Source organism: Vibrio porteresiae DSM 19223 (assembly GCF_024347055.1).
GTDB classification, from domain to species: domain Bacteria; phylum Pseudomonadota; class Gammaproteobacteria; order Enterobacterales; family Vibrionaceae; genus Vibrio; species Vibrio porteresiae.
Genome location: NZ_AP024896.1, coordinates 1,243,956 through 1,266,140, shown reverse-complemented (window position 1 = coordinate 1,266,140; position 22,185 = coordinate 1,243,956). Strand labels below are relative to the sequence as shown.

22 protein-coding genes and 1 pseudogene are annotated in these 22,185 nt (G+C 45.9%); 14 read left to right on the top strand and 9 right to left on the bottom strand.

The genetic code is table 11. The features are described from left to right. Window positions 1-60: 60 nt before the first annotated feature. Window positions 61-675 (top strand): YagU family protein, encoded by a 615-nt coding sequence (locus OCV11_RS22330; protein ID WP_261896658.1) that lies wholly within the window; start codon window positions 61-63, stop codon window positions 673-675. 213 nt (window positions 676-888) lie between these two features. Here OCV11_RS22330 and OCV11_RS22325 read toward each other — a convergent pair whose 3' ends face one another. The 5 genes from OCV11_RS22325 to nifL form a co-directional block, all read right to left on the bottom strand. Then, window positions 889-1,416, bottom strand: a complete 528-nt coding sequence (locus OCV11_RS22325; RefSeq protein WP_261896657.1) for a nitrogen fixation protein NifQ — start codon at window positions 1,414-1,416, stop codon at window positions 889-891. A 2-nt stretch (window positions 1,417-1,418) separates the two neighbouring features. Then, window positions 1,419-1,673: a 4Fe-4S dicluster domain-containing protein gene (locus OCV11_RS22320; RefSeq protein ID WP_261896656.1), complete on the bottom strand. Its 255-nt coding sequence runs from the start codon at window positions 1,671-1,673 to the stop codon at window positions 1,419-1,421. Next, window positions 1,670-3,070, bottom strand: a complete 1,401-nt coding sequence (gene nifB / locus OCV11_RS22315; protein WP_261896655.1) for a nitrogenase cofactor biosynthesis protein NifB — start codon at window positions 3,068-3,070, stop codon at window positions 1,670-1,672. Before nifB ends, OCV11_RS22320 begins: the two co-directional genes overlap by 4 nt. Window positions 3,071-3,265: 195 nt before the next feature. Next, window positions 3,266-4,864 (bottom strand): nif-specific transcriptional activator NifA, encoded by a 1,599-nt coding sequence (gene nifA / locus OCV11_RS22310; RefSeq protein ID WP_261896654.1) that lies wholly within the window; start codon window positions 4,862-4,864, stop codon window positions 3,266-3,268. Window positions 4,865-4,870: 6 nt separating this feature from the next. Beyond that, a complete protein-coding gene (gene nifL, locus OCV11_RS22305; RefSeq protein ID WP_261896653.1) occupies window positions 4,871-6,400 on the bottom strand; it encodes a nitrogen fixation negative regulator NifL in 1,530 nt (509 codons plus the stop codon). Between the two features lie 312 nt (window positions 6,401-6,712). Between nifL and rsxA the strand changes: the two genes are divergently transcribed. The 8 genes from rsxA to OCV11_RS22265 all read left to right on the top strand — a co-directional run bounded on the left by rsxA (window position 6,713) and on the right by OCV11_RS22265 (window position 13,025). Next, window positions 6,713-7,288, top strand: coding sequence for an electron transport complex subunit RsxA (gene rsxA, locus OCV11_RS22300; protein ID WP_261896652.1), 576 nt, complete (start codon window positions 6,713-6,715; stop codon window positions 7,286-7,288). 9 nt (window positions 7,289-7,297) lie between these two features. Beyond that, window positions 7,298-7,831, top strand: coding sequence for an RnfABCDGE type electron transport complex subunit B (locus OCV11_RS22295; RefSeq protein ID WP_261896651.1), 534 nt, complete (start codon window positions 7,298-7,300; stop codon window positions 7,829-7,831). A gap of 9 nt (window positions 7,832-7,840) precedes the next feature. Further along, window positions 7,841-9,739 carry an electron transport complex subunit RsxC gene (rsxC, locus tag OCV11_RS22290; protein WP_261896650.1) on the top strand — a complete coding sequence of 633 codons (1,899 nt, stop codon included), beginning with the start codon at window positions 7,841-7,843 and terminating at the stop codon, window positions 9,737-9,739. Beyond that, the gene (locus tag OCV11_RS22285) at window positions 9,736-10,737 is read left to right on the top strand and encodes an RnfABCDGE type electron transport complex subunit D (protein ID WP_261896649.1); all 1,002 of its coding nucleotides are present in this window, start codon (window positions 9,736-9,738) and stop codon (window positions 10,735-10,737) included. Before rsxC ends, OCV11_RS22285 begins: the two co-directional genes overlap by 4 nt. After that, on the top strand, window positions 10,734-11,363 hold the full coding sequence (locus tag OCV11_RS22280) for an RnfABCDGE type electron transport complex subunit G (RefSeq protein ID WP_261896648.1): 630 nt from the start codon (window positions 10,734-10,736) through the stop codon (window positions 11,361-11,363). The genes OCV11_RS22285 and OCV11_RS22280 overlap by 4 nt, the downstream gene beginning before the upstream one ends. Beyond that, the gene (locus OCV11_RS22275; RefSeq protein WP_261896647.1) at window positions 11,356-12,039 is read left to right on the top strand and encodes an electron transport complex subunit E; all 684 of its coding nucleotides are present in this window, start codon (window positions 11,356-11,358) and stop codon (window positions 12,037-12,039) included. The genes OCV11_RS22280 and OCV11_RS22275 overlap by 8 nt, the downstream gene beginning before the upstream one ends. Continuing rightward, window positions 12,039-12,305 carry an RnfH family protein gene (locus OCV11_RS22270; protein ID WP_261896646.1) on the top strand — a complete coding sequence of 89 codons (267 nt, stop codon included), beginning with the start codon at window positions 12,039-12,041 and terminating at the stop codon, window positions 12,303-12,305. Before OCV11_RS22275 ends, OCV11_RS22270 begins: the two co-directional genes overlap by 1 nt. A 186-nt stretch (window positions 12,306-12,491) precedes the next feature. Beyond that, a complete protein-coding gene (locus tag OCV11_RS22265; protein WP_261896644.1) occupies window positions 12,492-13,025 on the top strand; it encodes a flavodoxin in 534 nt (177 codons plus the stop codon). Between the two features lie 211 nt (window positions 13,026-13,236). On the opposite strand, the gene OCV11_RS22260 is transcribed toward OCV11_RS22265, so the two are convergent. After that, on the bottom strand, window positions 13,237-14,001 hold the full coding sequence (locus OCV11_RS22260) for a class I SAM-dependent methyltransferase (RefSeq protein WP_261896642.1): 765 nt from the start codon (window positions 13,999-14,001) through the stop codon (window positions 13,237-13,239). A gap of 486 nt (window positions 14,002-14,487) precedes the next feature. Here OCV11_RS22260 and OCV11_RS22255 point away from each other — a divergent pair, with 486 nt between their 5' ends. Further along, entirely contained in the window at window positions 14,488-14,955 is a 468-nt protein-coding gene (locus OCV11_RS22255) for a hypothetical protein (RefSeq protein WP_261896641.1), read from the top strand. 136 nt (window positions 14,956-15,091) lie between these two features. Here OCV11_RS22255 and OCV11_RS22250 read toward each other — a convergent pair whose 3' ends face one another. Next, window positions 15,092-15,721, bottom strand: coding sequence for a TetR/AcrR family transcriptional regulator (locus OCV11_RS22250; RefSeq protein ID WP_261896640.1), 630 nt, complete (start codon window positions 15,719-15,721; stop codon window positions 15,092-15,094). A 114-nt stretch (window positions 15,722-15,835) separates the two neighbouring features. Next, window positions 15,836-16,576: an SDR family NAD(P)-dependent oxidoreductase gene (locus OCV11_RS22245; protein WP_261896639.1), complete on the bottom strand. Its 741-nt coding sequence runs from the start codon at window positions 16,574-16,576 to the stop codon at window positions 15,836-15,838. 304 nt (window positions 16,577-16,880) lie between these two features. On the opposite strand from OCV11_RS22245, the gene OCV11_RS22240 reads away from it, so the two are divergent. Both OCV11_RS22240 and OCV11_RS22235 read left to right on the top strand, forming a co-directional pair. Further along, the gene (locus tag OCV11_RS22240; RefSeq protein ID WP_261896637.1) at window positions 16,881-17,747 is read left to right on the top strand and encodes an aldose epimerase family protein; all 867 of its coding nucleotides are present in this window, start codon (window positions 16,881-16,883) and stop codon (window positions 17,745-17,747) included. 198 nt (window positions 17,748-17,945) lie between these two features. Next, window positions 17,946-19,409, top strand: a complete 1,464-nt coding sequence (locus tag OCV11_RS22235) for a sugar porter family MFS transporter (protein ID WP_261896636.1) — start codon at window positions 17,946-17,948, stop codon at window positions 19,407-19,409. A gap of 304 nt (window positions 19,410-19,713) precedes the next feature. Here OCV11_RS22235 and OCV11_RS22230 read toward each other — a convergent pair whose 3' ends face one another. Continuing rightward, a complete protein-coding gene (locus tag OCV11_RS22230; RefSeq protein ID WP_261896634.1) occupies window positions 19,714-20,505 on the bottom strand; it encodes an AraC family transcriptional regulator in 792 nt (263 codons plus the stop codon). An 87-nt stretch (window positions 20,506-20,592) separates the two neighbouring features. On the opposite strand from OCV11_RS22230, the gene OCV11_RS22225 reads away from it, so the two are divergent. Beyond that, complete coding sequence (locus tag OCV11_RS22225) at window positions 20,593-21,780, top strand: MFS transporter (RefSeq protein ID WP_261896632.1); 1,188 nt, start codon at window positions 20,593-20,595, stop codon at window positions 21,778-21,780. A gap of 69 nt (window positions 21,781-21,849) precedes the next feature. Next, window positions 21,850-22,005, top strand: a pseudogene (locus OCV11_RS22220) (transposase domain-containing protein); the annotation flags it as partial. Window positions 22,006-22,185 lie beyond the last annotated feature (180 nt).

The window sequence follows — 22,185 nt, the reverse complement described above, 5'->3', positions numbered from 1 at the left end:
AACAGAATGTGCTAGCATTCTCATTACCGTTTTTCCAAACACTTTTGAATGGGTATATCCATGAATCTTTTTGAACAATCTAACCCAGCGCGTCGTCGCTACGGTTTAGCAGCGTTTATTGGTCTAATCGCTGGTATCGTTTCTGCTTTCGTTAAATGGGGTGGTGAAGTTCCACTACCACCACGTAGCCCAGTTGACATGTTCAACGCAGCATGTGGTCCTGAAACTCTAATTCGTGCAGCAAGCCAAATCGACTGTTCACGTAACTTCTTGAACCCTCCATACATTTTCCTACGTGATTACCTAGGTCTAGCTGATCCAAACGCAGCAGTATACACCTTTGCTGGCCACGTATTTAACTGGGTTGGCGTAACTCACATCGTATTCTCTATCGTGTTCGCGGTAGGTTACTGTGTGGTTGCTGAAGTGTTCCCTAAAATCAAATTGTGGCAAGGTCTGCTAGCTGGTTTCCTAGCTCAAGTGTTTGTTCACTGGATCTCTTTCACTCTAATGGGTCTAACTCCTCCACTATTTGACCTTCCATGGTACGAAAACGTATCTGAAATCTTTGGTCACCTAGTATGGTTCTGGTCAATTGAAATTATTCGTCGTGACCTACGTAACCGTATTACTAAAGAACCTGATCCAGAAGTGGATCTAAAAGCGGCTCGTTAATCCCTACGTAACGAATGCTAGATAAGAAAAAGGTCGCCGCGGCGACCTTTTTCATTTTGTGCATTTCCCTGGCATATTCTGTCTTTATTTACGAGTCTTTTAAAAAATTAACTAATTAATTCAATTTGTTACTATATTTTCTTGGCAATCTATTCTTTTCTTAGCCCTCTATTTGGGCTCGAAAATCTGCCACTCGCCTCAGTTAAGTTATCTTCAGCGTTCCTCGCCAAAACACTCTTCATAGCTGGTACAGGTTTCACAGCTGGGCGAGCGGCACACATAATCACCACCACTTTCACAGAGCTGACGATAGAGAAAACGTTTCCAACGCATATTGTGATTATTCAGTGCATGTAAAGTGGGAAAATAGTCGTGAAATAGCTGACTGAGGCGTGGGCGTTCAGGCATCCCTAAATCGCGCCACAAATGTTGGCTGCCCATGCTGGCATTTGCCAGCACTTGCGCCATCTGCTCGGCATAGGGCTTGCGGGTATCCAGATGCTCAGTAAGCAATTGGGTTAGCTCGCCAAGTTCATCATCGCGCATACCAATCAGCTCTTGGCGCAGAGACAAAGCGGCGTACTGAGGCAGAGCGTGGGTAGCAATCGGTAACAAGCCAACCCGCTCCGTCAGCTGATAATAGTCGTCACAACTGAGCCCTAAATGGGCTGGCAGTGCGGATTTGCCTTGATGAAAAGCCGCAATGATTGGATACCAATAGTGGGTAAACACATCATTCATTCCTAGCTCCTTACGCCTTGAGGTTGCAGGCTACCAAGTGGATTTAAGGGCAGATGGGCGCTATCGATAATCGCTTCTTCAATCGGACAGATGCTAGCGCACTGAGGGTTATCAAAGTGACTGGCGCACTCGTCGCAACGCCGAGAATGAATGCGAAATTGGCGCGTCACCTCTGGGTCGCGATACACCGCCTTATTGGGACACACAATCAAACAAGCGTGGCAGCCGACGCATTTTTCAGTAATGGTAAAACTCATTGGGCGCTTCTCCATGTTGTTGCTGTGACTTCATTAAGGCTGGATTTACCCTGTTGGGGAGCCGCCACTTGTGCTGATTGCTGCCGGGCAATCGCTTTAAGTGCATCGGCAATCGGTTGGAAGGCAAAATCCACATTCGGCGTTACGCCCCGTTTTTCCAACTCGCGCCATGGAGTAATGCCAATTCGTGAACAGAGCAAGATACGACAATCACTCACCACATCCAAAATGGCGTTCTTCTCCTCTTCTTCAGGACAATCGGTTTTACCATGACAATAGAGCGCTACCTCGCGGGTTTCTTTGAACAAAAACTGCTGCTGGCGCGGTTCAAATTGGTAAATTTCAAAAGCAGTGGCATGACCAAAGTGCGTTTGAATGTGTTCGCTGCCATTGCTGGCAATCGCCAATAAAAAGGGCGCGACACAGAGCGGTTGCTCGGCGTCATGGCTGCTATGACAAGGGCTAGATTCACCTTCGTGACCCGAGCCGCAGTGACTGTCACCATCGCCAAGCATGCCCACAGCATCGGCGCGACATTGTTGGCAGTGGGTCATTTGTGGCATAAAACCACCGGAAGCTTCGCGAGCCAGTTGCAGCTCTTCAGCGGTTGGGCCGCGTTGGCCGGATAAACCAAAGTAGGTGCCGTGCGCGGGATCAGAGATCAAAGGCATGATGTTGTGCAGCAGGGCACCGTGCTGTTTAACAGCCTCTGAAACGTCAACAATATGCTGATCATTAATGCCGGGAATCAGCACGGTATTGACCTTCACCAGAAGCCCAGCTTGGGCGGCTTTTTTCAGGCCAGCAAACTGACGTTCAATTAATAGGGTTGCGGCTTCGCGGCCTTTATAGCGGCGATGCTGATGGAAGATCCACGGATAGATCTTGGCGCCAATCTCTGGGTCAGTGCAGTTGATGGTAATGGTTAAGTGATGCACGCCCAATTCCACCAAGGCTTCAACGTTTTCTTCCAGAGCTAACCCGTTGGTAGAAATACAGAGTTGCGCACTCGGGTCTTGGCGTTTGATCTGTCGCAGCGTGGCAAACGTCACTTGTGGATTGGCGAGTGCATCACCGGGGCCGGCAATGCCTACCACGCTCAGATTGGGCGCGCGCCGTTTGATGGCGCTGAATTGACGCAGCGCTTGCGCCGAATCCATCACTTGCGACACCACACCGGGGCGCGATTCGTTGCTGCAATCGTATTTGCGGTTACAGTAGTTGCACTGAATATTACACGCGGGGGCGACCGGTAAATGCATGCGCGCATATTGATGTGCTTGCTGAGAATAGCAAGGATGCTGCGCGATTTGGTCTTGAACCTCTTTGCTAAAAAAATGACGAATATTGTCATTGGCAGTGGGCTGTGAACCCTTTGATGAAGAAGGACTTTCCATGTCGACCTCTGTCCAGTGAAGTAATGGATAAAGGACTGCAATCTTTGTTCCTATTCTAATTTATTGATTTATGGTGGTTTTGTTGGGTTTTGATTGCGGCGAAACGAACAATTGTCGTAAATAGAACAAACGGCCCGAAGGCCGTTTTGTCGTATCTACTTCATTTTCCACCCGCTTCATTTTTATCCGCTCTAGTCACATCTGTTTCATTTCGATGTTCATGATTTGGATGCGATAGGCGATTTGCCGCGGCGTCATGTTCAGCAGCCGAGCCGCTTTGGCTTTCACCCAACCGGAGCGTTCCAGTGCATCAATCACCATCTCTCGCTCATCCAGATCTTCCTTATGCACGCCCGCTGAGTGGCCATTCGTGGCTGGAAAAGCAGGAGTGGGTTTACTCTGCTCCGTCGGCGTGTGCGTGACCACTTTGTGCGGCGCGGGATTGTCCATATGGGAAAAGGAGATGAGCTCTGGCTCAATCACGCCATTTTCCGAAAGCACCGACGCACGCTCTAAGGTGTTTTCCATCTCACGCACGTTACCTGGCCAGTGATAGCCCATCATGAGTCGGATCGCCGGATCGGTGAGTGATAGCTTGCGATCCTGCGCTTTGCTTAACCGTTTGATCATATGATCCGCCAGCTCAGGAATGTCCTGAATGCGATCCCGTAGGGGAGGCAAATACATCGGCATCACGTTAAGGCGATAGTAAAGGTCTTCACGAAAATCCCCATTCGCCACGTCCTCTTCTAAGTTACGGTTGGTTGCCGCCACGATGCGCACATTGACCGTTAACGTAGAGGAGCCGCCGACACGTTCAAACTCTTTCTCCTGCAATACCCGCAATAACTTAGCTTGAAAGGCTGGGCTGGTTTCACCAATTTCGTCGAGGAAAATAGTGCCATTGTCTGCCAATTCAAAGCGGCCTTTACGCTGTTTTACCGCGCCCGTAAATGCTCCTTTTTCATGCCCAAACAGCTCCGATTCAAGCAAGTTATCCGGCAGGGCGGCGCAGTTGAGTTTAATAAAGGGGTTATTGGCGCGGGGCGAATTGTAATGAATTGCGTTGGCGACCAACTCTTTACCTGTTCCAGATTCGCCACGTAGCAGTACGGTGGAATCCCAGCGTGACACTAACCGTATTTGCTCAAACACTTGGCGCATCACTTTGGTATGCCCCACCAAATTACGAAAGCTGTAGTTGTTACGCACTTGACGGCGCAAGCCATCCCGCTCATCCACCAATTGCTTTTGTTTGGTTTCAACTTGAAACGCCAATTGCACATTTTGCGCGACGAGGTTTGCGATCATCTCCAAAAATTTGGTCAACAGAGTTAGCGTTTGATCGTCCACATTGGGTGGCTGGGCCGACAGCGCACCAATCACAGTAGCGCGGCTATTTTTAAGCGGCACACAAATAAACGGTTTTTCGTAGTCGTATAGGGCGAGCTTATCGGCAAAGCGCATGTCACTGCCCAAATTACGAATGACAATGGAGCTGCCTTGGCGCAGCACTTCTCCAACGATGCCTTCGCCCACTTTGTAGTGCACCCGTTTTTGTTCGGCGGCGTCATTGGGGGTTGGCGAGTGCACGGCTTTGATGGTCAACGACTGTTGTTCCGCATCCAGCAAAGTCAGCAACCCGCATTTTAGCCGACAATCATCATGCAGCAGTTTCAGCACTTTGTCGGCGGACTCAATATAGTTAAGACTACTGTTCAGCACACTGGCGACACGATACATAGCTGCCAGTAACTGACGTTCTAAATCCATAAGGGACAGTTCTTCAGTCATAGCAAATCACCATTCAGAGCAAGGAAATGTCAAGCAGATCAAGGCACCTTTCAGTTGAATACTCTGGTCGATAGAGATGGTCGCAGAGTGCTCATTGAGTACCTGTTGCACGATAGACAAACCAATACCACGACAACCGGTTTGGTGTTTCGGTTTGGTGCTGAAAAATGGTTGAAACACTTTCAACCGCAAATTGGGCGCAATGCCGCCGCCGCTGTCTTCAACAAGAATGTTGATTTCCCCATTCTCTTCAAAGGTGGTGAGGCGAATCGTTCTGTCGTTACGTTTGGCGGCTTGAATCGCATCCATTGCATTATCAATCAGCTGTTTAAGTGCCAAAATAAGCCGGTGCGGCATACCGTTAATCGATCCAAGGCGTGGCGACAAAATCAGTTCAAGCTTGGTGGATGAGAGCAGTAATTCATCGGTACAGATCGCTGTGGCATCGCGGATCACTTGATTGATATTGACCGGTTGGAACGCTTCGCTGTTGCGTTCAGGAATCGCTTGTTTGATGTCTTGCATGGCGTGCAGCGCGGTTTCCATTGCTTCATCCATGGCAATCAGTCCGGGGCATGAAGGGCTGGTGCGTTTAAGAATGTTCATCGCGGAATCAATCATATTAAACGGGCCTTGCAGCTGATGCAGCGTTGCCATTAACGCCTCTTGCATCGCGTGGACGTATTTGTTGTCGCGCGTCATGAGCTTCACGGAATTGATGCGGCGCTCTTCAACCAGCAGTTTTTCACGAGTTCGTTCGGTAATCGCAATCACGGTATAAAACGCATCTTGCGGCTGAAAATAGGTGTCCGCGGTGGTGTCAGAAACGGGAATACGCACTAAAGCGAAATCGAACCAGCGTTCGCGCACTGCACCGGAGTTTTCAATGTGCACGCCTTTATAGCGGTGATCTTTTTGCGCCATGAAATCGGATAAGGTGTTGATGCCATAATCGACATTGAGGCTATCAAGCAGCGCTTTCATTGGGGGCTGACCAATGCTCTGTCCAATCTTGTCGTATTTGGCGTTACTAAACAGTAACTGGTGATTGTTATCCACCATGGCAATGGCGATTGGGGTGGCATTGAGCACTGCTTCAAACATCACCGACTGATTTTTCAAATCGGTCAGCAGTTGGTGTTTTTCGGTAATGTCTTTATGGATGGCGTAAAAGCAGTGCTGCCCGTGAGTATCGCGAAAACGGGAGATGGAGATTTCAGCGATGTAGGGTTCTCCACTTTTCTTGCGATTGACCAATTGTCCTTGCCAGTGCTGTCCAGAGGTGATGGTGTGCCAGAGGTTTTCATACACCTGGGTTGGAGTGGCTTTGTATGACAATAGTGAGGAATTGCGTCCAATCAGTTCCTCTGGGCAATAGCCTGTAATATCGGCAAACATCTGATTAACGTACAAAATGGTACCGTTGTCATCAGTAATGCTGATCGCTATCGGCGCATTAGAGACGATTTGCGAAAATGCCTGTGGATCAAACATCGGCGGCATTGAGTCTTGCAATCGTGTTTCGACTTGTCCCATAAGTGCCTTCCTTAGCAATAGAAACAGTATAAGAAACAAGTGTCATGCATTTCTTATTCCACAACAAAACTATTGTTTTTATTGGGCTGGTGGAAAAGAACAAAATTTAACTCTTGTTTGATATGAGACAAATTCGATTTTTTCTTTTCACTTTGTCGGCTTTGTAACAAAGGTCAAAACGCCTCTTTCCCATGTTGCTAAATGGCCAAATCGAGCTGCCACAAGGGGTCTAAGCCTCATGGTGGTGCATTACGTGCCCCGTGGCATAGGCTATGCACCAAGGCAGGGAAATGGATTTTCGGGGACAGAGTTATGTCAGATGGATTGATTGTTTTACTCAGCGCCGCCTTTGTGAATAACGTGGTGTTGGCTAAGTTTCTTGGGTTATGCCCGTTTATGGGAGTCTCTAGCAAGATCAGTAGCGCTGTAGGGATGGGAGTTGCGACCACTTTTGTTTTAACCCTAGCGACCCTCTCTACTTGGATGATTGAGTTTGCTATTTTGCGTCCATTAGGGTTGGAATTCATGCGGATTATTGCGTTTATCTTAGTGATTGCCGCGGTGGTGCAATTTACTGAGCTCTACGTGAAAAAAGCCTTTCCCGCCTTGTATCAAGCCCTTGGGGTCTATTTACCGCTGATTACCACCAACTGTGCGGTGTTTGGTGTCGCCTTGCTTGCGGTGCAAGACAATCTTAGCTTTATCGACACCTTGATGTTCAGTGTGGGCTCTGCCACGGGCTTTCTGATTGTGATTACTCTGTTTGCTGGGCTACGAAGCCAGTTAGCGCTCAGTGATATTCCCGCAGCATTTAAAGGTTCGCCGATTGCTTTTATTACCGCTGGTTTTCTTTCTATGGCCTTTATGGGCTTCTCAGGAATGGCGTAGGAGTTGGCTATGTTGATGTCTGCATTAGTGTTTTTCGTGATTTTGGGCGCTGCCCTTGGGGCGCTGCTAGGGATGGCGGCGACCTTCTTCAAAGTCGAAAGTAACCCGTTAGTGGACCAAATCGAAGGCTTACTGCCTGGCGGTCAATGTGGTCAGTGTGGCGAAGCGGGGTGTCGGCAAGCGGCAGAAAAAATCGTGAGTGGTGAACTGCATCCCGATTGCTGCCCTCCTGGGGGCTCAGTGCTTGCTGCCACCATGGCTGACATTTTGGGCGTGGCCATTGAAATCAGTGATGAGCAAAAAGAGCTGGTGGCCGTGATTGAAGAGGCACAGTGTTCAGGCTGTCACCGCTGCGTAAAAGCGTGTCCGTTTGATGCGATTGTAGGTGCGCCGAAGCAGTTGCACACCGTAATTAAAGATGTGTGCACGGGGTGTCAGTTGTGCAGCCAAAGTTGTCCGCAACATTGCCTTACCATGCAAGAGCTGATTCCCGATGCCAAACATTGGTATTGGCCTAAACCCACATCGAGCGTAGCGGCCTAGGAGAGCGATATGTTTAAGCTGTTTTCACATGGATTTTCGGGTGGGGTGCATCCAAAAACCTTTAAGTCGTTAACCACGGATAAACCGATTGATCACGACTTTTGGCCTAGCCATGTTTACTTACCACTGCAAGAGCGCGATGGGGCGGTGTTGATGCCTTTAGTCGAAGTAGGGGATAGAGTGTTTCGCGGTCAGTTGATCGCCAAAGGGCGCAGCGATCGTGTGTCACCGATTCATTCGCCAGTCAACGGCATTGTGATTAATATTGCGCCGCACATCACCGCGCATCCCGCTAAAATCATCGCCGATACCATAGTAATTCGTGCCAACGAAGACCGTAACTGGGGAACGCCTGCGCCACTGGGAGCGTTTCACCAGTTAGAGCCAGAGGTGATTATTGAACGTATTCAAGCCGCTGGCATTGTTGGCCTTGGCGGCGCTGGGTTTCCTACTGCGCAGAAACTCAAATCAGCACTGATGGCAAAAGTAGAAACACTGATCATCAATGGTGGTGAGTGCGAACCTTACCTAACCAGCGATGATGTCACCATGCAGACCCATGCTGCTGAAGTGGTTGGGGGCATTAAGTTAATGCAGCAGGCATGTGGTGCAAAAAATGTGATTGTAGGGATTGAAGATAATAAACCTCAAGCGTATGCCGAAATGCTTGATGCTGCGAGTGAAGAGCCGAGCATTGAGATTCGCCGTGTGCCAAGCATCTATCCGATGGGCTCTGCCAAGCAGCTTATTAAGACGTTAATTGGTAAGGAAGTACCACTGGGCGGGCGTTCATCGCACATTGGCGTGGTGGTCAATAACATCGCAACGGCACGTTCTGTTTACCATGCAGTGCGTTTTCAACGTCCATTGGTAAGCCGCATTGTAACGGTTTCGGGGATGGGCATTGGCGAGCCACGCAATGTTGAAGTGCCACTGGGAACCAGGGTGCAAGATTTGCTCAATTACTGTGGCGGTGTCAGTGAAAGTGCCGAACGTCTCATACTTGGCGGCCCAATGATGGGGCAGATTGTCTCTTCGTTAGAAGTACCACTCGACAAAATGGTGGGTGGCTTACTGGCTCTCACGGAAGAAGAGATCATCAGTGAATATCAACACCAGCAGTGCATTCGTTGCGGACAATGTGTGCGGGCGTGCCCGATGAGTTTGATGCCATTTCAAATGGCGGCGTATACCAAAGTCTCTGATTTTAAGAGGGCAGAAGAGCTTGGTGTGCGTAACTGCCTCTCTTGTGGCGCGTGCAGTTATGTGTGTCCTTCTTCGATTCCGTTGGTGCAGTATTTTATGCACGCTAAAGGGGTGATCAGTTCTAACTGGCAAAAAGAGCGCAAATCGCAACAAGCGAAACGCTTAACCGAAGCCAAACGTCATCGTATGGAAGAAGAAGCGTTAGCCAAACTGGCCGAAAAACAAGCCAAACGCCCAGCGCGAGTGGCTGCCAATGTCACCAGTGCGAATCCAACCAATACGCATGTGACAAGCACTGATGCTACGGGGGCAAGCGGCAAACCGGCGCGTCCAAGTCGGCCGGGAAGACCAGCGCGCCCAAGCGTTGCTGCACAGGCAACTGTCGACCCCACGCTTCAATCGGTGACCACTCAAGTTAGCGATCAAGCACAAGCTAGCAAACAAGCAGGGGTAACAAGGCCAGTGCGACCCGTTCGCCCTCAACGCCCGGCTCGTCCTCAACAGATAGCTCGGCCTAGTCACGCTGTAGCATCCACTGAGAGTGAGGTGTTGCCAGAAGCAGCCGTTGCGTTAAGTGATACGTCGCCAGTTGAGGCAACCACCAGACCGACTCGACCAGCGCGTCCGCCAAGGCCGGCTCGTCCAGCCCGAGCACAAGTGGAACAAAAGGAAACCACCCTCTCTGAGGAGAATCAAGGATGATTAAATACGATGTAGTCTTGGGGCCATTTGCGCATAACGCCAATTCCAGCGTCCGCATTATGTACACAGTATTACTGACGCTGCTGCCCGCAGCGCTGTTTGGGGTGTATCAATTTGGTTTGAACAGTTTGTATGTGCTGTTGGTCAGTGCGCTCGCTGCGGTACTCAGCGAATGGGCCTGCCTGCGTTTAATGAAAAAATCGGCAATCGCCTGCATGGATGGCTCAGCGCTGTTAACCGGTATCCTCTTGGCGATGAGTCTACCCCCCAGCTTTCCCCTCGGGCTGACAGTGATTGGCGCGGTGTTTGCGGTGGTGTTGGGTAAGCAAATTTACGGTGGCTTGGGACAAAACTTATTTAACCCAGCGATGTTAGCGCGGGTGATGTTACTTATCTGTTTTCCTGTCGAGATGACGCAATGGGCCGACCCAACGCCGATTCAATTTACCTCAGGCTTGGTCGCGGTGCCTGCCAACTGGCTCCATTTTGATGGCGTGACTTCGGCGACCGCACTCAGTACCGAACGCAAATTACCGATTGAGCTTTGGAACACGTTCTTTGGCCAACAAGGGGGCAGTTTAGGGGAAACCAGTGCGTTATTCATTCTGCTAGGTGGATTGTATCTGCTCTATCGGCGCATTATTCACTGGGCCATCCCCCTTTCATTTTTCCTAGGGTTAGGAGTCCCAGCACTGATAGCCCACACCATCGACTCGGTTCGTTATCTGCCTTTCTGGACCGAATGGTTTAGTGGCGGTGCGATGTTAGGGGCTTTTTATATCGCAACCGACTTGGTCACTTCACCGACAAGTGTTCGCGGCCAGTTGGTTTACGGCGCAGGCTGTGGGCTTTTGGTGTGGCTGATTCGTACCTATGGCAGTTATCCAGAAGGTGTGGCATTTGCCGTGCTGATGATGAATGCCGCCAGTCCTTTGATTGACCACTATATGCGCCCTGCAGTGTATGGCAGTCGCGGTTTGAAGGAGAAACGATCATGATGGCGCAGTTGGAAGTGTGGAAAGACAAAGTGGGATATCAAAGCGGGTTACTTGCTGCCACATGCGCTCTGGCCGCGGTGCTTTTGGTTGGAACGCAAATTGTCACTCAACCTGTGATTGATCAGCGTATCAGTGAAGACCAAGACGCATTATTGAAGCAGGTGCTGGGCAGCGTGCAATACGCCAACAACGTCTTTGCCGATGGTCATAGCGTTGAGTATCAAAATCAGACGTATCAACTCTTTCCAGTAAAAGACGCCGCAGGCAAGGTGATCGATTGGGTGGTGCAGGGCAGTGAAGATGGTTACAGCGGCCCTATCCATTATCTGATGGGAGTGAACCTGAACGGTGAAATTATCGGCGTGCGCATTGTCAGCCATACCGAAACTCCAGGGCTGGGCGACAAAATTGAACTGGCAAAAAGCCCATGGGTATTGAGCTTTGAAAAGCATTCCCTTGCCAATACGCCCAAATGGGGCGTGAAAAAAGATGGCGGTACGTTTGATCAATTCAGTGGCGCAACCATCACACCGCGCGCGGTGGTAAAAGGGATTCACTTAGCCTTATTGGCGCTGCAGCAAGATCAAGTTGCAGCAAAACCAGAGCAGGAGGCCAACCATGAGTGAGCCAAGCTATTCATCAATAATGAAAAATGGGCTGTGGGATAACAACATCGTACTCAAGCAGTCGCTGGCACTTTGTCCCTTATTGGCGGTGACCAGCAGCGCCACTAACGGCCTTGGCCTTGGGCTTGCCACTATGGTGGTGATGATTGCGTCCAACGTGATTAACTCACTGGCGAAAGGGATCATCAGTAAAGCGGTGCGTATTCCGGTCAACGTCATTATTATTGCGACGCTCGTTACCCTGACCGATGCGCTGCTCAATGCTTACTTACATGAACTGCACAAGGTGCTCGGGCTATTTATTCCCTTGATCGTCACCAACTGTGCGATTTTGGGGCGTGTTGAATCCTTCGCGAGCCGCTCCAATGTGCTTCCTTCGGTGGCTGACGGTCTGTTTATGGGGATTGGCTTTACTTGGGTGCTCACGGTGCTAGGTGGTGTGCGGGAAATTATTGGCAGCGGCACGCTCTTTACTAATGCCAGCTTACTGCTTGGTCCGCATTTCTCATTTCTAGAGACCACAGTGATTCCAGATTATCGCGGCTTGCTCCTCATCATCTTGCCTCCTGGTGGCTTTTTGATGTTGGGATTAGGTTTGGCGTTTAAACAAAAAATGGAAGCAGTCAGACGCGCCAGTCTTGCTCGTCAAGCAGGCTTGGCGAAAGGAGAAGCATAATGAAAGTATCGGTCGTGTATGCCTTACCTAATGAGCAGGTGTGGCTGCCAGTGGAAGTGGATGATGAAGCGACGGTGCTCAGTGCTATTCATCGCTCCAATATTTTGGAGGTGTTTCCCACTATCAATTTGCAGCAACAAAAAGTAGGCGTGTTTGGCAAAGTCTCTGGACTGGATGCGGCGCTCAAAGAGGGCGATCGCGTTGAAATTTATCGTCCTTTAATTTGGCATCCAGAAGATGACGATGATGAAGACGATGACGAGTAATGTCGTGAAACGAACAATTTGTTCGTTTTGAACATGAGCTAAGTTTAAAAAACTCATATTTTACATGTGGTTATAAATTGGTACGGCACTTGCTCCGAATAAGGATAACCTTCATCAAATGCACTGTTGGTGCAAAGTGCTAGTCGTTTTATGTAAGCAACGGACAAACTTCAAAGGAGTGAACCTATGGCGCAAGTAGGCATTTTTTTCGGGACTGATACAGGCAGTACTCGCAAAATCGCAAAACAAATTCAAAAAGAGCTTGGCGACTTGGCTGATAAGCCGAAAAACATCAACCGTACAACAGTCGATGAGATCTTAGCGTATGACTTTTTGATCTTTGGTACACCCACGCTCGGCGAGGGCAAACTGCCGGGAAAAGCGTGCGATTGTGAAGAAGAGAGTTGGGATGAGTTTGTACCTAATTTCAATGAGATGGATTTGTCAGGCAAGACAGTAGCACTGTTTGGTTTGGGCGACCAAGTTGGTTATGCCAATGAGTTCGTCGATGGATTAGGCGAACTGTACGATTATGTCGCCAATACTGGCGCAGCCGTGGTCGGTTTTTGGCCCTTAGAGGGGTATGACTTTGTCTCTTCTAATGCGGTCGATGGCGATGAATTTGTGGGTTTGGTGATTGATAAAGATAACCAAGCGTCATTAACCGACCAACGCGTGAGTGGCTGGGTGGAACAAATCAAAGCCGAAATGGGGCTATAAAGTGAATCCAATAAGCGGGCTCTTTCAATGGGCTTTTTGCACCGAATGAAGAGCTCACTTATAGGTGAAAGTAGAGCAATGTTAATAAGTTAAAATGCAAAACAGGTAATATCAGTTGCCACCCATGACGGGGACTTGCTGCCTTGGGTGGCCTTTTTCTATCTCACTACTTATCTCACTTTCTATCTTACATTGAGACTTGATCTAGTGGTTAATCTGCTATGTTCACCGCTGGTTTATGTGCTCGAAAACGCAGGCGAACGTAATCAGCAACCCAGCCCTCTTTTTCACTGTATAGCGCCTTTTTTACGCGCTCTTCTACCTGAACCAAAAACTGCTGTTTTTGCTCTGCATTTAGTTTAGCCGTCGCATGCTCAGCAAAGATCCGCAGCCACTCATTAAGACCAGAGGTTAGCGGTGTTGGGCGATCAATCAACTCAATTTGCTCGACCACAAAACCGTGCAGCTCTAGCAGTGCGCGGTATTCGGTATCACTAGGAAAGAACCAAGGGGATGTGTACTCACCCCAACTTGGGTTTTCGGCAAAAACAGAACCAATCGCATCGGTAATGCAGCGAATATTGCCAAAGCCACCCATTTCCGCGACAAAGCGCCCGCCATTGCGCAAAGCACGATAGACGCCATCTAACACGGGGTGATAGTTGGTCATCCAATGCAGCGCTGCATTACTAAATACCGCATCAAATTGTGCTTCGAATTGTAGAGCATCACCGCTCACGCATTGCGCATTGACTCCTTTGGCTTGTGCCGCTGCGACCATATCGGCACTGGAATCGACCCCTGTCACTTGGCAATCCAACGCCATGAGCTTTTGTGCCAATGAACCTTCACCACAACCGAGATCCAAAATCGCTTCGCCTGCTTGTGGATCGAGTAACGTCACCACCGGCAATCCCAGTTCAGAAACGAACGCAGCATTTTGGGCGTAACGGGCAGAGTTCCATTGTTGGCTCATGATGATCTCCTTCTAACAACGAGCACAGGGAGTATGCCGAAAGTGGCATATTGATTAACCTTTGTTCTGTTGTAACACACAAATCGCTCAAAGGGGAAACGCATTGTTATCAATATCAATCAATTAACGGTTCTATCGGTAAGTTAAAGCCTATTCAGAGAGCGATCCATGAGTGGTAAGCCGAGAAAAATGCACAGTGATTTTACCTGTATCAAATTCCATAGATTTAATCCTTATTATCTAACGAGTTAGAGTGGTAATGACGTTAGACCTTTGGTATAACGCATATGCAACCAATTAATGTAAATGTGTGTAAAAGTATGTAAGTAAAAGACAGGGGAGTAACGAAATTTTAAATGCTGTGTAGCGCTCGTTGCGGTACGTAAGTTATAGCTGTTGGCAACCGCTTATCTTGGAGTTAGGTGAAGGGAGGAATTTTGAGAGCATTTATATCGACGACTAAAATAAGGCATTGGAGATTTCAAATTGAATACTTTTAAGAATGTATTGACGTGTATAGGTGGATTATGTGTTCTGTTGGCGCTTGGTCTGTGTGTGTTATTTTTCAGCCAAAGTGGTAAGCCTTTGGGTGAAAATAATGATACCCTTCGTAATGATCAGGAATTTCGAGGATTGGTAATTAATAAATTTAGTCACCTAGATTATAATATAATTCAACCACTTCTCAGTGAAGATTATTTCTCTAAGTATGATCAGGGCAATATTAAAGTTGCATTGAAAAATGCTCTTGTCGAACTTGGATGGATTAAAAATATAGACAAATTAATTAGATACAATGTTTTTACAGATAGTTCTGATGGTAGTGTAAGTGCTTATGTTGTATATAGTTTAAACTTTGCTAGAGGAAAAGGAACGATCGAGCTTGAATTAGAAAAGACAAATGGCAAATGGCTTATTCGTGATTTTCAAATCGCAAAGACCTTTATAGAATAGACTATTTCCTCTCATAAATAGCCTTTCACTATATCAGGTGCGCCCAAGCCCTTACTGAAATCGGTGTACAGTGAAAGAAAGAGTTAACCTTCATACTTTTAATAAGGTACTGGCATATTCTGGATTATTTTAGTGGTCAGTGGTCACTATTCCAAACTGATAAGGTTTGACGAACTATTGATTCTAATTCTTCACGATTAGCACCATCTCTGGCTTGAAGAGAGATCCCCCCGAGAACTGCCAAATAAAAACGTGCACGTCCAGTCGCGCTCTTTGCAGACAGTTCTCCTTCAGCTACCGCTTTTTCTAAGCGTCTATCTAAGCGTTGTAACGTTTTTTCTCTTGCTTCACTGACTATTTTTCCGAGAATTGCATTTCCCTCATTACCAACAGTAGACAGGCCAAGCATGCATCCAGCTGGATGATTTTCTTCGTTTGCTAATACAAATTGTTTTATTGAATTCATGAGATAGCTCTCAAAGGCTTCTCGTGCAGTTAAAGCAGCATCAAAATCAGCCCACAGCTTACTCGTGTAGATTTGCTGATAGTAAGTTAATGCTTCAGCATAAAGGTCTTCTTTTGAACCAAAAGCAGCGTAAAGGCTTGGAGATGAAATACCCATAGACGAAGTCAAGTCACTCACCGATGTTGCGGAGAATCCTTTGCGCCAAAATAAGAGCATGGCTTGCATGAGCGCGCTTTCACGATCAAACTGACGAGGCCTACCTCTTTGGGGTGACTGAGTCGTACTATGGGTATTCTTCATAATTATCTCTTTATTGTGAAAACGTATCGTAACATAATTGATGTTGAACAAACGAATCTGTTGCAAAATCATCACGTTTTAGCTGAATAGCCTATTACACTTCAAAAGGACGTATTAGGCGTTCGCACCACCATCCACTACAATCCCCGTTCCGGTAATATTGCTCGCTTGAGGACTTGCTAGGAATGCAACGGCGTTTGCTACATCATCAGGCTTTCCAAAACGTCCAAGTGATGTCATTGCTTTTTGGAGTTCAGCAAAATCGCCAACAGCAGGATTAAGATCTGTATCAGTAGAGCCTGGATGGACAATGTTGACTGTAATGCCTCTTGGTCCCAGTTCTCGTGCTAATCCTCGAGTCAACGCCAATAGTGCCGATTTCGTCGCAGCATACACCGACATTCCAGGAACGGAAACTCTTTCTGCTGCGCTAGAGCCTATCGAAATAATGCGTCCGCCATCAGTCATAAAAGGGATCGCTGCTTTTGACGCTACAATAACGCCTCGAATATTTATATCTAGAAGCGAGTCAATCTGGTCTAGGGTCATGTCTGCTAGCATACCGGATGGGCCAACCCCCGCATTGTTTACAAGAATATCAAGTCCACCAAGTAGTTGAACTGCATCTTCGACTGACTGAATTACTGCTTCAGCATTGGCACTGTCGGCTTGAATAGCAAATGCCTTGCGGCCTTTTGACTCCACTTCTTTTATGACTTTGAGTGCCGCATCTTTTGAATGCTGATATGTAATGACTACATCTGCACCATGCTCAGCTAGAGTTAGAGCTATTGCAGCACCTATGCCACGCGAAGCTCCTGTTACAAGTACACGTTTATTTTGAAGGTCTTTCATGACTTTTCCTATTTATGTAATGATCATTACATAAATTACGTTGACCAGTGGTCATAGTCAATGCATTTGTTGTTGCAAATGTTTAATTGACGACCATGTTGTAACTTCAGCCTATAAAAGGTATCTGCTTAAGACCTAGATTTGGGTGTTAAATTTCACTATGGTAATATAGAATTAAATATTCTATCCGATAGAAATGGTATTATTTATTACTAAACTATGTTTAGTAATAAATGTGAATTACAACATATGATCTCGTCTTGTTATCCTCTATTTTAAAGAAAATTAATAATTAGGTAAATATATGGTTAATACTCATAAAATAGAAAACGCCTACTTTAGATTAATTGTAAGTGAGAGTGGTGGAGCTGTATCAAATCTGGTTTATCTACCTAAAAATTTTGATGTATTACGCCAATCTAGTGACTTATCATTTGCTGGAGAAAGTGGATTGTTTCCAATGTTGCCAATGGTAAATAGAATTCGTGGAAACTCATTTGTTTGGCGTAATAGAAAAATAAGGTTACCACTGCATAAATATAACGACAATTTTTTTATTCATGGTGATGGGTGGTTAAATAGTTGGCATAGTGAAAATGTATCTGATAATAAAAAAATTATATTGACTTCTACATCATGTATAGAATCAGTCTGTTCGTACAGTGCGATGTTATGCTACACATTGGAATCTAATAGATTATCTATAACGTTAAAAATAAAGAATGATGGCAATGAAGCCTTTCCATTCGGGGCTGGATTTCACCCATTTTTTACCACTATGAGTAACTCAAAGCTATCATTTAAAGCCGACGGTATTTGGTTAGAAGATAAAAATAATTTGCCAACTGATTTTATGCATCAGATCCCAGAGTCCTTTAAGTTTGAAGATCTAAAAAATATCCCAGATATATGGATAAATAATGGCTATAAGTTAGCTGATGGGTGTAATCTTTTCTTAGAGCATGCAAATGGTATCAATATCAATGTAAAGAGCCCTTGTCATTATTTGCAGGTTTATAAACCACAAGGTGATAGCTCGTTTATCTGTCTTGAACCCCAAAGTCAGTATGTTGATGCTCATAATAGTTCGACATTTGAAAGTCTAACGATACTTGAACCCAATCAAGTTATGGAAATAAAGATGGAAATCATCGTCACAGAAAAATTATAAGCATACACATTGTATATTTAATAAAAATATTAAATAGCTAATTAATAATATTAGTTTAGGGAGCTCTTTATTGTTAAGTTAATCAATGGTTCAAGATAAGGATACTGTATTCAACTGGTTCTAAAAAGGTTAATGTGTATTTAGTAAGAGCATTTAAAGTATATCTTATAATTCATTTCAGGTGAAAAATTATCTGAATTGTTCCTAAATAATAAAAATACCCTACAAGGAATTACTATGAGTGAAACAAATGAACAATTAAAAATGAGAAATATCTGGTTAATTAGCTTAGTTGCTGCCTGCGGAGGATTGTTATTTGGTTACGACTGGGTTGTTATTGGTGGTGCTAAACCTTTTTATGAAGCCTATTTCCATGTCACTAATGCATCACTATCTGGGTGGGCAATGAGTTCAGCACTATTAGGGTGCATGCTTGGTGCATTTATTACTGGTACGGTTTCCGACAAATACGGACGTAAACGACCTTTGATACTGGCGGCGATATTGTTCGTTATTTCTGCATTAGGAACAGCAGTTGCGGAAAGTTTTAATGCATTTGTTATTTATCGCATTATTGGAGGAGTCGGTATTGGCTTAGCTTCTGCATTATCTCCAATGTATATCGCTGAAATTGCACCGGCAGAGAAACGAGGTAAATTTGTTTCAATTAACCAACTAACCATTGTTATTGGTGTTTTAGCCGCGCAAATTATTAACTTAATGATCGCGGAGCCAGTTGCGACTGAAGCTACTCAAGCGGATATTCTTCTAACTTGGAATGGACAAGTTGGGTGGCGCTATATGTTCGGTGCGGAGTTAGTGCCGGCCTTGGCCTTTTTGTTGTTGCTGTTTTTTGTACCTGAATCACCTCGTTGGTTAGTAAAAGCTGGTATGACGGGAAAGGCTAAAGAGACATTACGTCGTATTGGTAGTGAAAACTATGTAAACAGAACCGTAGCAGAAATTGAAAGCACTTTATCAAATGAAACCCGTTCTTTACCTTTCAGTGCTCTACTAAAGCCGGATGTAAAACCAATTTTAGTTATTGGCGTGGTGCTAGCTGCATTTCAGCAGTGGAGCGGCATTAACGTCATTTTCAATTATGCTCAGGAAATCTTCGCGTCGGCAGGTTTTGATATTAATGACACATTGAAGTCAATAGTCGCTACAGGTTTAATCAATTTACTATTTACTGTTCTAGCTATTCCATTTGTGGATCGTATAGGACGTCGGAAGCTGATGATCATAGGATCCCTGGGACTTACCATTATCTATGGCTTTATGTCGGCAGCTTACGCATATGGATTACTAGGTTTGCCTGTTCTTCTTTTAGTCTTGATCTCTATCTCAATATACGCACTAACGCTTGCCCCAGTTACATGGGTTCTATTGTCTGAAATATTTCCGAATAAGGTACGTGGTGCTGCTATGTCAATCAGCACTCTTGCACTTTGGGTCGCATGCTTCGCGTTGACTTATACGTTTCCAATTCTTAATTCACAACTTGGAGCATCAGGATCGTTTTTACTTTACGGTATCATTTGTGCTTTAGGCTTTCTGTTTATTCATAGTAAAGTTCCAGAAACAAAAGGTCGTTCACTAGAGGAACTAGAAAAAGAACTGGTACCGCAAGCTACAGTAGGCAAAAAAGTGAATGTTTAGCACACGTTTTAGCAATCGTTAATAAAAGCGTTGAGAAAGTCGATTTCTTCGACTTTCTCAACATTATGAGAGGGGGCTGAATTCTGTGTCAGCTAACTAACTGATCTTAATTATGCTTCACTTTTTGTGCTGAGCCACTACCAGGAAATGGCGATACGGTATCCATAAAATGTCGGACTCTTTTTAGTTCACCACTACACTTTGCATATACCCGACGAGAAAGCCGCTCCCTTTAAAAGTTCGAAAGCTGGTAGACTTTCTAATGGATGAATTTAAAGAACCTCCATGGAAATGAATAACTAAGTTATCGTAGAGATGCAAAATATTGAGTCGGTGATTTACCCAATGCTTTTTTAAACATAGTAATAAATGCATTCACCGAATCATATCCTAAGTTGCCTGCGACATTCTGTACCGATTGACCTTCTGCTAATTGGCTTAAAGCGATCATCAGATGCAATTGCTGGCGCCATCGTCCAAAACTTAATCCTGTTGCACTTTTTACCAATCTTGCGAGTGAACGTTCACTGGTCGCGAGCCGCTCAGCCCATTGGCGCAAAGTTGTTCGGTCATCTGGATAAGCAAACAACGCATTAGTTAGTTGTTTTATTTTGGGATGATCTGAAATGGGCAAATGCAGATCTTTGAGTGGGGCATCACAGAGGTGTTCGAGCAGTACGTTAGCTAAACGAGACGTTTTGCTTTCGGCCTGGTAAGCTGGATCTTGTGCTGCAAGATGCTGTATTAGCTCTTTTATGAGGGGAGATATATAGAGGGTACAGCATGAACTGGGCATAGCTATTGCGCTAGGTTCAATGAATAAAAAACAGGTACTGGCATTTTTAGTTATTCGGACACTATGTGAAGTACTGCTAGGAATCCAAACCGCATGCTGAGGTGGCACAAGCCATATGGCATCTTTTACCTCACAACTGACAGCGCCATGTAGAGAGACGATTAATTGTCCTTTCCTATGGGAATGTACTGTGCCTGAATGTTCCAATTCAGGCGCAATCTGTAGAGCGATGGCTGCTTGTGAAAAGGCATCAGGGTCGAAATCTTCTGGCGACGAAATAGTCTTGTTAAAACTTGGCATAATTTAGATATTAAGTGTCATTTAATCTGTATTTTACACATGATGAATACTCTATATTCCTTTTTTTTATAAAATTAGGTGTAGAAAATGTACGATACGAGAAACAAGTGGCAGACAATTGCGTTGGTCTCTGGGGTCTTGTTAATTGCAGCAAACTTACGTGTACCTTTTACGAGTATTGCGCCCATCATGCCAATGATTCAAGGAGACTTTGGTCTGAGTTCTTCAGAACTAGGTCTGTTGACGTCATTACCATTGCTGGCATTCACGGTGTTTTCACCGATAAGTGCCTCTATTGCTCATCGATTTGGCTTGGAACGTACACTGTTTGGAGCATTGACTATTGTATCATTGGGTATTTTACTTCGTTCGCTAGGTAATGAATGGGTGTTATATAGCGGTACTATATTTATTGGTATCGGGATCGCTTTGGGAAATGTGTTGTTGCCAAGCCTGATTAAGCGCGACTTTTCAGGGAATGTTGCCTCTATGACAGGGGCCTATTCCATTACTATGGGGGCTGCAGGGGCTATTGGTTCGGCTTTAGTTATTCCGATTGCACATGTTTGGGGGTGGAACACATCACTAAATGTATTGTTAGTCGTTCCCTTGCTAGCTCTGATTATGTGGCTTCCACAGCTAAAGAAACATGAACCTGTAGATCCAGCTGCATCGAAAAAACATGCAACGGTGAATGTCTGGAGGTCATCTTTGGGATGGCAAGTAACATTGTTCATGGGATTTAACGCGATGCCATTTTACGTTGCAGTAGGTTGGCTCCCGACTATTTTGATAGACAATGATTTATCAGCAACCGAGGCTGGTTCTGTACATGGCATACTGCAATTTGCCACGGCTATTCCAGGATTGATCTTGGCTGCTACTCTACGTCGTCTCAAGGATCAAAAGGCTGCTGCAGTAACTATGAGCTTGATGGTATCTCTGTCACTTATTGGTCTTATTTATGCACCGCATCTTGCGCTGTTGTGGGCGGTATTTTTGGGATTTGGTTCTGGGGCTAGCATGATGCTTGGTTTAACCTTCATAGGATTACGTACAACTAATGCTGGTGATGCTGCGGCTTTGTCGGGTATGGCTCAAAGCGTGGGTTATCTCATGGCTGCGGCTGGTCCACTTTTGCTCGGCCAATTACATGATTGGACGGATGGTTGGACACTACCATTGTTCGCTACGGCACTTATCTCTATTGCTGGTGCATGCACAGGAATGATGGCAGGCCGAAATGTTCATTTAGAGTCAACGTCTGTGCATTGATATGGTGTTGTGGTGCGCTTACATAAAATCGATGGTCATTGGCTGAAAGAACTCTTTGCCAACACATCAAAAGGTGCTGATGCCAGTGCGTTACTCTATAGCATCATCGAGACGGCTAAAGCCAATGGACTCATTCTCTACGATTACATGGTCAAGTGCATGAAAGAGCTAGCGAAAGCAGAGCCCGACATCGACTCACTTCTTCCGTGGAACTTCTCACACTAAAACGCCCCGTGGAATTATGGGGCGCTTACTCTACGATTACATGGTCAAATGTATGAAAGAGCTGGCGAAAGCAGAGCCTGACATTGACTCATTTCTTCCGTGGAACTTCTCATACTAAAACGCCCCGTGTGTTCATGGGGCGCTTACAAAAGAACTGATACCGCAAGCTACAGTAGGCAA

Excerpts from the sequence above, each read along its gene's own strand:
- OCV11_RS22330 (WP_261896658.1), top strand. The coding sequence starts at position 61 with ATGAATCTTTTTGAACAATCTAACCCAGCGCGTCGTCGCTACGGTTTA.
- OCV11_RS22325 (WP_261896657.1), bottom strand. The coding sequence starts at position 1,416 with ATGAATGATGTGTTTACCCACTATTGGTATCCAATCATTGCGGCTTTT.
- OCV11_RS22320 (WP_261896656.1), bottom strand. The coding sequence starts at position 1,673 with ATGAGTTTTACCATTACTGAAAAATGCGTCGGCTGCCACGCTTGTTTG.
- nifB (WP_261896655.1), bottom strand. The coding sequence starts at position 3,070 with ATGGAAAGTCCTTCTTCATCAAAGGGTTCACAGCCCACTGCCAATGAC.
- nifA (WP_261896654.1), bottom strand. The coding sequence starts at position 4,864 with ATGACTGAAGAACTGTCCCTTATGGATTTAGAACGTCAGTTACTGGCA.
- nifL (WP_261896653.1), bottom strand. The coding sequence starts at position 6,400 with ATGGGACAAGTCGAAACACGATTGCAAGACTCAATGCCGCCGATGTTT.
- rsxA (WP_261896652.1), top strand. The coding sequence starts at position 6,713 with ATGTCAGATGGATTGATTGTTTTACTCAGCGCCGCCTTTGTGAATAAC.
- OCV11_RS22295 (WP_261896651.1), top strand. The coding sequence starts at position 7,298 with ATGTTGATGTCTGCATTAGTGTTTTTCGTGATTTTGGGCGCTGCCCTT.
- rsxC (WP_261896650.1), top strand. The coding sequence starts at position 7,841 with ATGTTTAAGCTGTTTTCACATGGATTTTCGGGTGGGGTGCATCCAAAA.
- OCV11_RS22285 (WP_261896649.1), top strand. The coding sequence starts at position 9,736 with ATGATTAAATACGATGTAGTCTTGGGGCCATTTGCGCATAACGCCAAT.
- OCV11_RS22280 (WP_261896648.1), top strand. The coding sequence starts at position 10,734 with ATGATGGCGCAGTTGGAAGTGTGGAAAGACAAAGTGGGATATCAAAGC.
- OCV11_RS22275 (WP_261896647.1), top strand. The coding sequence starts at position 11,356 with ATGAGTGAGCCAAGCTATTCATCAATAATGAAAAATGGGCTGTGGGAT.
- OCV11_RS22270 (WP_261896646.1), top strand. The coding sequence starts at position 12,039 with ATGAAAGTATCGGTCGTGTATGCCTTACCTAATGAGCAGGTGTGGCTG.
- OCV11_RS22265 (WP_261896644.1), top strand. The coding sequence starts at position 12,492 with ATGGCGCAAGTAGGCATTTTTTTCGGGACTGATACAGGCAGTACTCGC.
- OCV11_RS22260 (WP_261896642.1), bottom strand. The coding sequence starts at position 14,001 with ATGAGCCAACAATGGAACTCTGCCCGTTACGCCCAAAATGCTGCGTTC.
- OCV11_RS22250 (WP_261896640.1), bottom strand. The coding sequence starts at position 15,721 with ATGAAGAATACCCATAGTACGACTCAGTCACCCCAAAGAGGTAGGCCT.
- OCV11_RS22245 (WP_261896639.1), bottom strand. The coding sequence starts at position 16,576 with ATGAAAGACCTTCAAAATAAACGTGTACTTGTAACAGGAGCTTCGCGT.
- OCV11_RS22240 (WP_261896637.1), top strand. The coding sequence starts at position 16,881 with ATGGTTAATACTCATAAAATAGAAAACGCCTACTTTAGATTAATTGTA.
- OCV11_RS22230 (WP_261896634.1), bottom strand. The coding sequence starts at position 20,505 with ATGCCAAGTTTTAACAAGACTATTTCGTCGCCAGAAGATTTCGACCCT.
- OCV11_RS22225 (WP_261896632.1), top strand. The coding sequence starts at position 20,593 with ATGTACGATACGAGAAACAAGTGGCAGACAATTGCGTTGGTCTCTGGG.